Annotated in this window: 14 protein-coding genes; 4 read left to right on the forward strand and 10 right to left on the reverse strand. The window is 36.1% G+C overall.

The window, feature by feature from the left end:
• The 3 genes from EK386_RS13105 to parE all read right to left on the reverse strand — a co-directional run.
• On the reverse strand, positions 1-591 hold a 591-nt coding region (locus EK386_RS13105), incomplete at its 3' end, for a DMT family transporter (protein ID WP_148108963.1).
• Between the two features lie 119 nt (positions 592-710).
• Positions 711-3,155, reverse strand: a complete 2,445-nt coding sequence (gene parC, locus EK386_RS13110; protein WP_126659632.1) for a DNA topoisomerase IV subunit A — start codon at positions 3,153-3,155, stop codon at positions 711-713.
• A complete protein-coding gene (gene parE, locus EK386_RS13115; RefSeq protein ID WP_126659633.1) occupies positions 3,152-5,128 on the reverse strand; it encodes a DNA topoisomerase IV subunit B in 1,977 nt (658 codons plus the stop codon). Before parE ends, parC begins: the two co-directional genes overlap by 4 nt.
• A 391-nt stretch (positions 5,129-5,519) precedes the next feature.
• Between parE and plsY the strand changes: the two genes are divergently transcribed.
• From plsY to EK386_RS13130, 3 genes are all read left to right on the forward strand, one after another.
• On the forward strand, positions 5,520-6,122 hold the full coding sequence (plsY, locus tag EK386_RS13120; protein WP_126659634.1) for a glycerol-3-phosphate 1-O-acyltransferase PlsY: 603 nt from the start codon (positions 5,520-5,522) through the stop codon (positions 6,120-6,122).
• 24 nt (positions 6,123-6,146) lie between these two features.
• On the forward strand, positions 6,147-6,440 hold the full coding sequence (locus EK386_RS13125) for a HesB/YadR/YfhF family protein (protein WP_126659635.1): 294 nt from the start codon (positions 6,147-6,149) through the stop codon (positions 6,438-6,440).
• 150 nt (positions 6,441-6,590) lie between these two features.
• The gene (locus EK386_RS13130; protein ID WP_126659636.1) at positions 6,591-7,529 is read left to right on the forward strand and encodes a hypothetical protein; all 939 of its coding nucleotides are present in this window, start codon (positions 6,591-6,593) and stop codon (positions 7,527-7,529) included.
• 70 nt (positions 7,530-7,599) lie between these two features.
• Here the strand turns inward: EK386_RS13130 and EK386_RS13135 are convergent, their stop codons facing one another.
• The 6 genes from EK386_RS13135 to EK386_RS13160 all read right to left on the reverse strand — a co-directional run bounded on the left by EK386_RS13135 (position 7,600) and on the right by EK386_RS13160 (position 12,624).
• A complete protein-coding gene (locus EK386_RS13135) occupies positions 7,600-9,189 on the reverse strand; it encodes a TolB-like translocation protein (protein ID WP_126659637.1) in 1,590 nt (529 codons plus the stop codon).
• Positions 9,189-9,680, reverse strand: a complete 492-nt coding sequence (locus EK386_RS13140; RefSeq protein WP_126659638.1) for an RNA polymerase sigma factor — start codon at positions 9,678-9,680, stop codon at positions 9,189-9,191. Before EK386_RS13140 ends, EK386_RS13135 begins: the two co-directional genes overlap by 1 nt.
• A 339-nt stretch (positions 9,681-10,019) precedes the next feature.
• Positions 10,020-10,391, reverse strand: a complete 372-nt coding sequence (locus tag EK386_RS13145) for a hypothetical protein (protein ID WP_126659639.1) — start codon at positions 10,389-10,391, stop codon at positions 10,020-10,022.
• Between the two features lie 258 nt (positions 10,392-10,649).
• On the reverse strand, positions 10,650-11,375 hold the full coding sequence (locus EK386_RS13150) for a CPBP family intramembrane glutamic endopeptidase (RefSeq protein ID WP_126659640.1): 726 nt from the start codon (positions 11,373-11,375) through the stop codon (positions 10,650-10,652).
• 358 nt (positions 11,376-11,733) lie between these two features.
• On the reverse strand, positions 11,734-11,970 hold the full coding sequence (gene tlp, locus EK386_RS13155) for a small acid-soluble spore protein Tlp (RefSeq protein ID WP_126659641.1): 237 nt from the start codon (positions 11,968-11,970) through the stop codon (positions 11,734-11,736).
• 96 nt (positions 11,971-12,066) lie between these two features.
• Entirely contained in the window at positions 12,067-12,624 is a 558-nt protein-coding gene (locus EK386_RS13160) for a flavodoxin family protein (RefSeq protein ID WP_126659642.1), read from the reverse strand.
• A gap of 145 nt (positions 12,625-12,769) precedes the next feature.
• Between EK386_RS13160 and EK386_RS13165 the strand changes: the two genes are divergently transcribed.
• Positions 12,770-13,663 carry a 3-hydroxyacyl-CoA dehydrogenase gene (locus tag EK386_RS13165; protein WP_126659643.1) on the forward strand — a complete coding sequence of 298 codons (894 nt, stop codon included), beginning with the start codon at positions 12,770-12,772 and terminating at the stop codon, positions 13,661-13,663.
• A gap of 44 nt (positions 13,664-13,707) precedes the next feature.
• Here EK386_RS13165 and EK386_RS13170 read toward each other — a convergent pair whose 3' ends face one another.
• A complete protein-coding gene (locus tag EK386_RS13170; protein ID WP_126659644.1) occupies positions 13,708-14,358 on the reverse strand; it encodes a glycoside hydrolase domain-containing protein in 651 nt (216 codons plus the stop codon).
• Positions 14,359-14,665 lie beyond the last annotated feature (307 nt).

Consider the following 14,665-nt stretch of genomic DNA (forward strand, 5'->3'; position numbering starts at 1 on the left):
CCGTAATTCTAGTATTCGAAAATAAGTAAAAATAGTGTTGGCAAGTGGTCGCAAAATTAATGACCATTTATTACATTTTTTGATTGCCAAATGCATCCCCCATACAAATGCTTCTTTTGAAATCGATAATGATTGTAAATTACCATGAGTAACTAATAAAAATGTTCCCACTAAAGCAAATCCAATTGCAATGATTTCCTTTCTTGTCGGCAAACGTCTCGCCTTAAGCACAAAATAGCCTGTTACGAGAGCTGGGCCTAAGTATTGTAATATGGTTGCCGTTGCCGCATTTCCATGTTTGATTGCGGCTAAATATGTATATTGAACACCAATCATTCCCACAATACCGAAAATAATAATTCCTACTACATCTACCTTATTACGCCAAATGTCAAAAACACGGTTCCCCTCTCGTTTATAGGCGATTAAAGTAAGCAATAGTCCTGCACTTAGCAATCGAACAGTTGTTAGCCACTCTGTACTGATTTTTAAATGTTGAAATAAATATTGGGATACGGTACCTGATATTCCCCAAAACAATGCAGCTGTTAAAACAAGAACAATTCCTTTTGATCGATTTTTTTCAGCCATATAGACCTCCTCTTAAACCTATGAACACTATATTAGTATTATTGGAAATGAATTGCAATGGAACAATAGAAAAAGAGAGAAGTAAAAATCACATCATGTGAATTTTACATCTCTCTCATTTAGGATTCTGTTTGAGTTTTGGAAACGACTTTTACGAAAGTCAATTCGCCATCATTTGTCACATCAATTTTTAGAGAACCATTTGAATAACGGTCTGCTCGTGAAAGATTAGATACTTCAATTGTCTCTTGTACATGTTTTTCAGTTTCTAAATGTACTAGACTATCAGTGGAGACCACTTTAACTGCAAAAATTCGATGAGGATTAGATTTTAATTCTTTAAGAATGACAACGCCTCGTTTTGCACGGCTACTCTTTTCGACTTCTGAGATGCTCATGCGTTTTACAGCTCCTCGCTGCGTCACAACGATTACATCTTCATTCGTTTCGTTATTTAAAATATTCACCGATTTTAAATAGTCACCGTCTTTTAGGTTCATCCCTTTTACGCCACCTGTTTTGACACCAGTGACTGGGATTTCTTCAAGATCAAATCGGATACTATAGCTTAGGTGGCTCGTTAACAGTAGTTCATTTTCTTTATCTGAATGTACTAAGCTTGCAAAAATCATTTCATCAGTATCTTTTACATTCATCGTTTTAATTGGTTTAGAGTAACGGGTTACGACATAATCCGAAAGGGCTGAACGTTTAATTTGTCCTTCTTTCGTAGCTGTTAGAATAAAGACATTTTCTTGATCGAACTTCTCTACCCCAATGACTTCGATAATTTCCTCGTCTTTATCAATCGGGACAATACTTGAAATATGTTGCCCAAGATCTTTCCAACGTATATCTGGTAATTCGTGAACTGGCTGATAGATATAGTTCCCCTTATTCGTAAATAGTAAAATAAAATGTTGGGTATTTAAGTTTCGTTCAAATAACAAGTAATCGGACTCTTTCATTGCAAAATCTTGCCCATTGGATGCTGCATGGGAACGAGTACTTGTACGTTTTACATAGCCATCCTTTGTTACGGTTACGACAACTTCCTCACTCGGAACTAAAACATCGAGTGTTAATTTGATCTCTTCAATTTCAGCCTCAATGATCGAACGACGTGGCTCTGTAAATCTTTTTCGAATGTCGAGTAATTCCGACTTAATAACTTTAATTAATTGTTTTTCATTGGATAAAATATCGTTTAGCTTTGCCACAGATTTTTCAAGCTCATCTTGTTCGGCTTGTAGCTCTGTAATATCCGTGTTGGTTAAACGGTATAGTTGTAAGCTGACAATTGCTTCTGATTGAATTTCCGTAAAGCCAAATTTCGTTTCTAAATTATCTTTTGCATCTCGTTTATCTTTTGATGAACGGATTGTTGTAATGACTTCATCTAAAATGGAAATGGCTTTAATTAAACCTTCAACGATATGTAAGCGATCTTTCGCTTTTTGAAGATCGTATTTAGATCGTTTTGTGACAACATCCTTTTGATGGTCAATGTAGGAGTCTAACATTAACGGTAACGTCATCATTGTAGGACGACGATTATGGATGGCAATCATATTAAAATTGTAATTGATTTGTAGTTCAGTTGTTTTATATAAGTAGTTTAATATCCCTTGTGCCTGAACATCTTTCTTTAATTCAATTACAATTCGTAAACCAGTACGGTCTGATTCGTCTCGGATATCTGCAATTCCTTCAAGACGTTTGTCGACACGTTGCTCGTCAATTTTTTTAACTAAGTTCGCCTTGTTTACCTCGTACGGTAGTTCTGTTACGATAATTTGTTCTTTACCGCCCTTAATTTGTTCGATTTCTGCTTTGGCGCGAACAATAATTTTCCCTCTACCTGTTTCATACGCCTTTTTAATGCCATCTACACCTTGGATAATGCCACCAGTTGGAAAATCTGGCCCTTTAATGACGGTCATCAGTTCTTCTACTGTACAGTCCTTTTTATCTAGACGCATTAAAACTGCATCAAGGGCCTCGGTTAAATTGTGGGGAGGAATATCCGTTGCATACCCGGCAGAAATCCCTGTTGAACCGTTTACGAGTAAATTTGGAAAACGAGCTGGTAAAACAGTTGGCTCCATATCTTGATCGTCAAAGTTCGGAACAAACTCTACTGTTCGTTTTGTAATATCTTGTAACATTTCGGCAGCGATGGCAGAGAGTCGTGCCTCTGTATAACGCATTGCTGCAGGTGGATCACCATCTACAGAACCATTATTCCCATGCATTTCAATTAACATGTGGCGCATTTTCCAATCTTGACTTAAACGAACCATTGCTTCATATACGGAAGAGTCACCATGGGGATGGAAATTACCAATAACGTTCCCGACTGTTTTAGCAGATTTACGGAAAGGTTTTTCGCTTGTATTCCCCTCATTGAACATGGCATATAAAATTCGTCGTTGAACCGGTTTTAAACCATCCCGGGCATCAGGTAGCGCCCGGTCTTGAATGATATATTTACTATAACGACCAAATCGATCGCCCATTACTTCTTCTAATGGTAATTCTTGAAATGTTTCAGCAGACGTCATACTTCTAATTCCTCCTCATGTTGGATGAATTCGCTATCTAAAATATTCAAGTCATCCTCCATACCAAAATTGACGTTTGATTCAATCCATTTACGTCGTGGCTCTACTTTATCGCCCATTAACGTAGTCACACGACGTTCTGCACGTGCTGCATCGTCAATTGTGACACGGATTAATGTTCTTGTTTCAGGGTTCATGGTTGTATCCCATAATTGGTCTGCATTCATTTCCCCTAATCCTTTATAGCGTTGAAGAATATAGCCTTTTCCTACCTTTTTTATGGCAGATTGTAATTCTTTTTCTGTCCAAGCGTATTCAATCACTTCTTTTTTACCAGCACCTTTTGAAATTTTATATAGTGGTGGTAATGCGATAAATACTTTCCCTGCATCAATCAATGGACGCATATATTTATAGAAGAAAGTTAACAACAATACTTGAATATGGGCACCGTCTGTATCGGCATCGGTCATAATGATGACTTTGTCGTATGCGGCATCTTCTACATTAAAATCAGCCCCAACGCCAGCCCCAATCGTATGAATAATTGTAGCGATTTCTTCATTTTTCATAATGTCAGCTAGTTTCGCTTTTTCGGTATTAATTACTTTCCCGCGCAAAGGTAAAATTGCTTGGAATGTACGATCGCGCCCTTGTTTTGCCGAACCACCGGCAGAGTCACCCTCCACAAGGTATAGTTCGTTTCGCGCAGCATTTCGAGACTGTGCAGGTGTTAACTTACCGGAAAGCAATGTGCTAGCCCTTTTCTTTTTGCCGTTACGGGCATCTTCTCGCGCTTTACGTGCTGCTTCCCGCGCTTGTTGTGCACGAATGGCTTTACGTACTAGGGAAGCTGATAACTCTGCATTTTCTTCTAATACATAGAGCATTTGTTCAGAGACAACCGATTCAACAGCATACCGAGCTTCCGTTGTACCAAGCTTACTTTTTGTTTGTCCTTCAAATTGTAAAAGATGCTCTGGGATACGAACCGAGATAATTGCTGAGAGACCTTCACGAATATCCGTTCCCTCTAAGTTTTTATCCTTTTCTTTTAAAAGACCAACTTTTCTTGCATATTCATTAAACACACGCGTCATGGCTGATTTTGCACCAGTTTCATGAGTTCCGCCGTCGCGAGTTCGCACATTGTTAACGAAAGAAAGAAGCGTCTCTGTGTACCCATCGTTAAATTGGAAAGCATATTCAATCTCAATATCATCTTGAGTACCTTCAACATATTTCACAGGGTGTAACACATCTTTTTCTTCATTTAAATAAGATACAAAGGCTTCAATACCATTTTCGTAATGAAATACTTCAGTTTGACCTTCACCGCGTTCGTCGATTAATTCGATTTTTAATCCCTTTAATAAAAACGCAGATTCGCGTAGGCGTTCAGCTAGCGTATCATAGTTATATTTTGTAGTTGAAAAAATGTCTTTATCTGGAAGGAAGTGTACAAGAGTACCGGATTCTTTTGTTGTTCCTATTACTTCTAGCGTTGTAACCGGTTTACCACCATTTTCAAAACGTTGACGGAATACTTGTCCGTCACGATAGATGGTTACTTCTAAAAAATGTGAAAGTGCATTAACAACGGAAGACCCAACACCGTGTAAACCACCACTTGTTTTATAGCCACCTTGTCCAAATTTTCCACCTGCATGGAGAATCGTGAAAATAATTTCCGGTGTAGGTTTTCCCATTTTATGCATCCCTGTTGGCATACCGCGTCCGTGGTCTCGTACACTAATGGAATTGTCTTCATGAATTTTAACGATGATATGAGAACCAAATCCAGCAAGAGCTTCATCCACAGCATTGTCTACAATCTCATAAACTAAGTGGTGAAGGCCACGACTGTCAGTGGAGCCAATATACATACCAGGTCTTTTTCGAACTGCTTCTAGTCCTTCTAATACTTGAATGGCATCGTCATTATATGCGATCCCTGGCTGATTAATTGCCAAATCAAATCCCCTCCAAAATACAAACGTCCGTTCTACTCTATTTAATCGTACTTTCAATAGATTGTTCTGTCAATATTCGCATATCGAACAAGCTCATTTATTGTATCAAACAAAAGTCAAGGAATACAAACTATCTCTCAATTATTTATAATTTCCTCTATTCCCTCGTATTTACAAAACAGTAAATAATCGTGTTGTTCTTGTCTTTATTCACGATAATTTTTACTTTTTCCTTCAACTTCATGCATATTCTTATAAAATTATTTTGTAGGATAAATGTAATCATTTTTCAAGAGATGGAAAATATACTTTCGACCACGTTAAAAAAAGAGTAAAATGGTAGTACATTACATCTCTTTAGTAGTAATAATCTTTTTGAAAGGACCAATTTATGATTAATGCAATTATTATAATCTGTGCTTATTTAATCGGGTCAATTCCATCTGGGTTATGGATTGGCAAACTCTTCTATAAAACAGATATCCGCGAACATGGTAGCGGAAATTTAGGAGGGACAAACTCTTTTCGTGTTCTAGGTAAAAAAGCTGGAATTATTGTCACAACTTTAGACATATTAAAAGGAACAGTGGCAACAATACTTCCCATCATCCCGTATTTTAACGACGCATCCATTCACCCTTTAATTTTAGGTGCAATTGCTGTTGTTGGTCATATGTTCCCAATTTTTGCAGGTTTCCGCGGAGGTAAAGCCGTTGCAACTTCCGGTGGTGTTTTATTAGGCTATGCATGGCCGTTATTCATAGTTTTAATAGTAGGATTTTTTATTTCATTGAAAATCACAAAGATTGTAAGTTTATCCTCAATGGTTGTATCGGTAATCGGAGTCATTTATTGTATCATTTATGTGATCGTAACAGGTGATTATGCCTTATTGATTTTAGTCACACTGTTAGCTGCATTTATTTTCTACCGTCACCGTGCTAACATTAAACGGATTAAGGAAGGCACGGAACCAAAAGTAAAATGGCTATAACAGTGTTTGCGAAAGGATGTACGTATGAAACTCGTCATAACAAATGAAGCACTACATTGGTTTAAACATGAGATGGAAGCAAAAAATGGAGATCAAATTCGGTTTTACGCACGTTACGGTGGTTCTTCCCCATTTCATGAAGCCTTTTCTTTAGGGATGAATCGTGAGGAGCCGCACGATATTGGCGTCGAAACAGAAATAGATGGAATTCGTTTTTATATTGAAAGAGATGATTTGTGGTTTTTCAATGAACATGACCTCGTTGTAAAAGTGGATTCGACTTTAGATGAATTAAAATATGAATATGTTCAAGAATAAAAATTGGGGAGACCTTGTAGATTATAAGGTACTTCCCTTTTTATTTAAAAAATTCCCAAAGGATGTTACAAACTTAATTCTCAATCGTTTTTATATATGGAATGACAAAGGATCCGGTCAGCCATATTGAATCATAGGAGGATGTAGGAAATGTTTAAAAAATCATTAATTGGTACTGTCCTAGCATTAACGATTTCAACTGTAGGAAGTGCCGAACCATTGGAGAAAATGGAAGTGAAAAGTGAATATCAGGAAGGGATTAGTCAACAGTCCGTATATGAAGAACGAATAAAAATGTTAGAGTTAAGCATAATTCCGACAACACCAAGAGAAACGGTCGAAGTGTTTGCAAAAGCTGTAAAAGAGAGAAATGGTGCCGTCCAATATGCCCTTCTTTCTAAAGATGAACAAGAAAAAGTTTATACAACACTAGCTACTAATCATTGGGTAACAGGCGTATCAAGTCCTTGGGTTGAAACGTACAAAATTATTAGTGAAAAAGAACTGAAAAGTAAAAAACAAATGGAATATGTTGTTGAATTTAATCTCTTTACTTCAACAGGAAAAGCAGGAACTGATCTAGCTCGCCTCACTCTCGAAAAATCAGGGGAGCAATGGTTGATAAAGAAAATTGAACGGGCTACAAAAGAATCTGTAGGAATATGGAAAACCTATAATGAGGTAGATACGTCCCATATTGAACAGCAATTTCAAACGATGAAAACCTATACCAGTACACGAGGGGTAACACTTCAGTTGCCTGAAGAAATCATGAACAAAATAAACATTGAAGAAGGATCTTGTACAAATGAAGAAAGTAATCCACCTTGCACCTTCTTTTATTACAAGGACGAAAAACAAAAGAAAAATGTGATGCTTTTTGCACTACTCCACTTATCTGAACAACACTTAAAATCGAGTTACTATCAAGAGCATCCTTTTATGACACTTATTGGGAAAAATAAAAATGATACTATCTATTATGTAGCACCTAGTGAACATCCATATGGTGAAAATGAACAGTCAAAAGAAGGAAAAGAATGGAGTCAATTGATTAACCAATTAATCGAAAGAGTTAAAAGTATCTAGTTGTATAAAATAACAGAGGGACTACTCGGTGTTTGAGTAGTCCCTTCATTGTTTCTTGAGTTAAAATCGATTATTTAGGTGTTTTCGAGTCGTTTACCTTTATCGATTGCAATGTAGTAAACAGCGGATTTATGCTCTCGTATATCAATTCTTCTCCGCGCCAATATGTTGCGTAACTTTGATCTAGATAGAACTCATTTTGTAGATTCGTTAGGTCAAGGATATATACAGAAGGAATCAAATTTGACTCTGAAAAAATATTTAAAGCGATGTAGTTTTGATCCGTACTAACGAGCATACTTTCAAGAACAAGATTGCTGTCGTCTTGGATTTGTTCCATTCTTTTTAAAAACGTCAATTCATTGTTCCTCATATCATAGACCCAAATCGAAACGCCAAAAATGGACTCTTCTGCTGCCATTTCTTGTATGCCGAAATAAATGCGGTTATTGTCGTCGTCAAATGCAATAGAGCTAAAACGATATTCGGAAGTTTTGATCTCTTGTTTATTCAATTGATCTAATGTAAATAACGCTCTCGTTTCCCCATTTTGAATAAGTTGAATTGTCTTCATATCTACAGATGAAATAGTAGTTGACTGATCTTCCGTAACTTCCTTAATTTTATAACTACCGTCTACTTCATTTAATTTAAATGTATAAAGGTTGTTATTTAGATAGGGTAAGTGGCTATCTGTCCGAGTTATTTCTACCCGAACTTCATCTACATGTTTTCCCTCAGTTGTTGAAAGTATTTTATAGTTGCTAATTCTTGGGTTAGAAACGGTTAAAAAGTCAGGTGGTGAGACCATTAAACTTTTTGCGTAATCATCGTCTCTTACCATTAAGGCTTGCATAAATTGATGGACGGTTTGTTCTGAAGTGAGTTTTTCTGTACTAAGTTCGATTTGCATTAATCGTGTTTCCTCAATCTCGTCATCAAACATTCGTTCTTTAATGAGATAAATGGCATTCTCCTCTCCCCAAACAGGTGTTCTGTATTGGTATAAAGGCTTAGTAGAATCCCTTTGTAGTAGATTTGTTGTTAACTGTTTTTTCGTTTTTAAATTGGTATCAGCAATCCAAATTTGGTCCATTCCATTGTCTTCTTTTATATAGGCAATATAATCACCCGTTCGATTAATGGATGGAGAGTGACCTTTATCCACTATGGTCGTTTCGTTCTTTTTTAGATCCTTTATTAGGATGTTTCCTTTGTCTTCATAAATTGTAAAACGTCCTTCTATAGTTAAATCTTCTTTCTCTAAAAGATGCTTAAGATTTTCCGCTTCCTTAGTAGCAATTTTACTTAATCCTAATCCACTTGTATTCAGCGTGTATACTTCTTGATTTTTCATCGTGACATATAAACGACCTTCATGATTTGCAATAGTTTGTATATCTCCATTAGCAACATCTATAAAGGAAATAGCATTCGTTACAAGCAGTTCAATGGCATTAACTGTTTTTGGTGGTTGCGATACGAAGACGAACGACAGAAAAAGAATTGCAGCAAGCGTTATAGCATATAGGATGGTGCTATTTATCTTTTTCTTTTTTTTACTTTCAAACGATTTTCGCAATTGTTTTTTTAAATGGTCATCAACAGGGATCAAATCCTTTGCTTTATGGAGCAGACTTTCCACTTTTTCCTCATCCATTATGTTTCCCCCAAACATTTATTTATAAGTATTTTTAGCTTCTTCGTTATTCGAATAGTTTTGACTCGAATGGAATTATCGGGTTTGTTTAGTAAACTAGCGACTTCTTTAAACTTCAACTCAGCAAAAAATCGTAAATTAATAATCTCTTGCTCTTCTTTATGCAAAACATGTAAAGATTTTTGTAAACAACTCATCTCTTCCGAAAGTTCAAGAGAATCTTCAAAAGGAACTGGTGCTGTATAAAGTTCTAAATCTTCTACAGGTACCCCCTTCTTTTTTCTGTAATAATCCACTATTGAATTTCTTGCAATTGCAAAGAGCCATGCTTTCTGATTTTGTATTGTTTGATGATGGAATTTTTCATAGGATTTACGAAAAATGTCACTTACAATATCTTCTGTATCCCACTTATTCCCCGTTTTTACATACACGTATCGGTAAACATCATTAAAATAATGGTCATACATATCTAGGAAGCTATCTTCCATCTATCCCACTCCTGTATTTCATAATAAGACGTGTAAAACCTTCTAAATGTAACTCGTAAAATAGTTGATGCTGAATAAATAGTTTAGATTTTCGGTGGCGAGTCAATTGAATCTATTCCCATTCAAATATGTCGTAAGAAAATTGGAAAAGTGACACCCTTTGGAAAATTTTTAAAAATAATAAAGACCGCCTCAAAAAATTGAGACGGTCTATAGAGTTAAAATAAATGATAAACGGTTTATTTTCAAGAATTGTTTTCCAATTTCTTAAAAATAGACGCATTGGACACCTATACAATAAAAAACTGCCAAGGAATATGCTCCTTGACAGTCTAAAAGTTATTTAAAGTATTTAAAATTTACGACTTCACTAGATTGACCTAGTTCAGTTACCATCGCATTATATGCCTCAATGACTTGGGGATATAGTTCTTCTACTTGCGAAACATTTACTTCGCCTTCAAAATCATAACGAGCTGGTTCAAATTCATTACTGAAGCTTTGTAATTTTTGAAGGAAGTTTTGTACATGATTATTTTCTCTAATCGAAGCATCTATGTTTGTATATACTTGAACGGAATGTTTATTCGCAGTGAATCGTTCAAAAACCTTTGAGCGATCTTTCCCTTTTTTGTGCGCAATGCGTTTTAAATCTTTCGTGCATTCCAATACACTTTTTCCTTGTTGTACGATCAATTGTAATGGTTCCATCAATATTACGACCTTTCTAACGAGTAATGCCTTTTTAAATGATAAGTTTTAAAGGATTTATGTTCTCTTTTATTTTATCATTTTTATGAAAGAAATCATCAAGAAAAGCTCTCTATTGTGTAATTGCCAAGCTATATTTCCCTGTTTTCTAAAAAACTTTACTAAGGTTCAATTTGAGAAATAATTGACGACTTATGTCTAAATTTCACTATTTTCCAGAAAATAATTTCTTAAAAGATAATCGTATTTCCCTTACTATTAAGCGATTGGAATACCGAGTGAAGCTAATAATACGTAAACAACCATTTGAAAATCCATCACAAAATGGGCAATAATTAGCGGTGTAATATTTCTTGTTTTATGAAAGATCAATGCAACAACAAATGCTAAAGGTAAAAATGCTAATAACCTCCAAGTGATATAAGAACTTTCTAATACAATTGGTAAAGGACCGTGTTGAATTGAAAGAAACAATGCAGGTAATATCATGGCGAGGGCAATACCCCATTTTTTCTCAATCCTTGGAAAAGCATAGCCATAGTAGGTTGGTAGTTCAACTAAGGCATTACTAATTGGAAAAGTGATTAAAGCGATAATGGCAGCTCCTAAAGGGATTCCTTGCATCATGTTTGTAGGAGGCTGGAAATCGCCCAAAATTAAGAATGAGAAACCATATAAGCCTATCGCTGCAAATGGAAAACTAATGAACAAGTAAAATAAGCCCTTTAAAAAATCCTTTCCTAATTTCTCCTTGTTAAATTGCAAAATTGCATTGAACGATTTTCCTTCCTTTTTGAGCAAATGCTTTAAAACAATAAAACTTGCTACATTTGCAAGAATGGCTTGAAATGGCCACCATTTTTCTGCTTCCTTCATAGCTTCATTCACACCTAAAACTTGAAATAAAAAAATCATCACCAAACCAAATAGAAGAAAAAATCCAGTTCTCATACTTAAAGCGATCCAAATATTTTTGTTCCCCATAGTTTTCCCCTTTTTCATTATATACTAACGTTCGTTAGTTATTATATACTAACGAGTGTTAGTTATCAACAGCTGAATTACAATTTTATCCCGCATTAACGGGCAGTAAGACTCCCTCCTCAAGACTTAAGTAAAACAATAAGGATAGGTGGGAGATCAACTGCTGGCATGCGCCCGATTGGTTCGGACCAACAGGATGTTGGTCACTCAGGCGTTGCCACACGATGTGGCGTTCTTAGCCTGAGTTCTTCTACTTATCCGTGGGGGATGAAGAAAACCCCCACGGATTGAAGTTTCACTTTATGTAAAATAAAAAAGACCGTGATTGAATGACTCTAATCACAGTCTTTGCTTCGTCTTAAATTCCTGAGTTTTTTCGTGCATTCATTTCATCCTGAATTTCATCTTTCATGGCAGCAATGGAATGTTGGCGTCGTGCATTTTTTTCTTTCATTCTTTGTTGCTCTTCAGGACTCGCAAATTCCATACTAATTTCAGCTTCATGCATTTTATTTTCCGTATTTTCTATCATTTCCTGCAATCGTTCCACATTGTTTTGTCTGTTATCTGGGTTTGGTTGGTTTTGTTTAGACATAATAGCCTCCAAAAATATTTTATTAAGTACGTAGTTAGTTTGCTTTGATTTTTTGGTGCTATGCAAAATAAAAAAGAAGAATCGTTTTGATTCCCCTTAGTTTTTTTCAACTATATTTTTTAAATGTTGTTGTAGTTGTTGAGCGGATGATAAAGCGCGTTTGTCATGAATCATTTCCCCAGGTTTACTTGCCCGGCCAATTACATACCCTTCAAATGTCATGCCGAAAAAGTCGAAAATGTATTGAAATTGCTGAATGAGTGGCAGCCCTTTTATGTACGGTTTATCTCCACCAACCGCAATAACATAGGCTTTTTTTTGCCCTAACTCTGTACGGAAGTTTGGAAAGTTTTGATCTCTTAGCGTTTGCGACCAACGATCAATAAACAGCTTCATCGTTCCAGACATACTATACCAATAAATCGGTGTAGAAAAAATCAAAATATCGTGTTTCATGACCTGTGCAATCAGCTTATTGTAATCATCATCTACGTCTTGAAAACCATGTTCGGAATGCCGTTCATCTTTTATTGGTAAAATGTTGTATTCTCTTAAATAAATCTTTTCTACAGGAATGCCTTTAATTACTTGTTCAGTGAGCATCTCTGTATTTCCATTTTCTCGAGTACTCCCGAAAATAACCGCAATTGACATACGCACTCGCTCCTTTATTAAATAGTATTCAAAAACAATCAATAAAATAACCAAAACACCCGAAGCTGATGTGACTGTGATTAAATCCATAATAGCATGTAAATATTTATAAGGAACATAATTATGCTATCAAAGGAGATTGAATATGAATTTTCAAAATGTAACGGTTGCTGGTAGTGGTGTTTTAGGAAGTCAAATCGCATTTCAAACAGCATATAAGGGGTTCAAGGTTTCTGTTTATGATATTAATGAGGAAGCCATTGAGCAGGCTAAAAGTCGTATGATGTCGTTAAAGGAACGATATAAGGAAGATTTAAGAGCGAGTGCCGATGCGGTTGATTCTGCCTATAATCGCATGTCTTTTTATTCGGATTTAAAAGAGGCTGTACAAGACGCAGATTTAGTCATTGAAGCCGTTCCTGAATTAGCAGAAATCAAAATGAAGTTTTATAAGCAATTAAGTGAAGTTGCACCTGAAAAAACGATTTTTGCTACGAATTCATCGACAATGCTTCCAAGTCAATTTGCCGATAGTACTGGAAGATCAGAAAAGTTTTTAGCACTCCATTTTGCAAACGAAATTTGGTTGAATAACACAGCTGAAATTATGATGCATCCAAATACAGATTCAAAAGTATTTGAAGATGTCATTGAATTTGCCAAAGCAATTGGTATGGTTGCGTTACCTCTCCAAAAGGAACAGCCGGGCTATATTCTTAATTCATTGCTCGTTCCGTTCTTAGAGGCAGCACAAGGGTTATTAGTAAAGGGTATTGCCGATCCTGAAACGATTGATAAAACGTGGATAATTGCAACAGGCTCGCCAAAAGGACCATTTGCTATATTAGATGTTGTCGGAATCAATACAGCTTATAACATTGCGTATGCAAAAGGACAAGCTGGTAATGAAGGGTCGAAAAAAGTTGCGGAATATTTAAAACGAGAGTACATCGATCAAGGGAAACTCGGGACAGGAACGAAAGAAGGCTTTTATACGTATCCAAACCCAAAATATTTAGATCCGGATTTTTTGAGATAATCATTTGTGGGCGGTTCACTTTATGTAGTGACCGCCCACAAATGTTAGTAGAGCATGTTTAATACTCGACCGTCAATTAAGTTTGTATTAATTGGGATATCCCCTGCATCCCGTCCATATTGCCACGCCCACACATTCGCTTCACAGTTTGGGAATGTTGGAGTAAAGTCGGGTGCATCTTTTGCTTTCGTCACTCCATGTTCTGGTTCAGCACTCCATAGTATGGTCTGAACGCCTACTTTCTTATCTTGTGCTGCAGCCTCACAGTAAGCTTCATTAAATCCGCCTTCAGTAGGGTCGTGATAAAAGCCCGGTTTATAGTCTGTATTAAATAAATAATCGACATACCCCCGGATCCAATGACTATCGATTTCGAAAAAGCGTTCAACGTTAGCAAAAATCGGTGTCCCCTTTTTAATACCTAATCGTTTTGCCTGATATGTAGCATTCATAGCTACGACTTTGGCATGTGCTTCCCCAACTGCTCTAGAAAAATCATTATAAATCGGCATCACTTTTATTCCGTTACTATGAAGCAATTGGATTTCTTCTTTGGTTAATCCTTCTGAAGCGCCATCCACTCGTGTTAAATATCTTCCCCAATACTCTGGTTTTCCATAAGATTGTAAAACAGTATTATATAACTCTTTGGTTACACTTTGAGAAGAATCCACACCCCAATGATAACTAACCAATAAAGTACCTCTTTTCTATTAAAATTTTGAAAATAAAAGCTAATACGCTCCCCCAGCTCCGAAAAAACTGGAAACTTCCAAGATGCTAGCGCCTATAGCTAGACACTGTAAAAACATCAGAAAATGTGATGTTTCATACATAGACAAGTCTAATCACAATAATCTTCCCAACATATAATGCTTATGAGACGTGTGACCTAAATAATTTTGCTCGGCGTAATAATTGCAAATTTCGGGCTTTTGTAAAGATGAGTTATGGTTAGCGAAAACTGTGACAACCGCCGTGGCTTTCTCTATTTATATGAAA

The organism is Lysinibacillus antri (assembly GCF_003977595.1).
Taxonomy (GTDB): Bacteria; Bacillota; Bacilli; order Bacillales_A; family Planococcaceae; genus Ureibacillus; species Ureibacillus antri.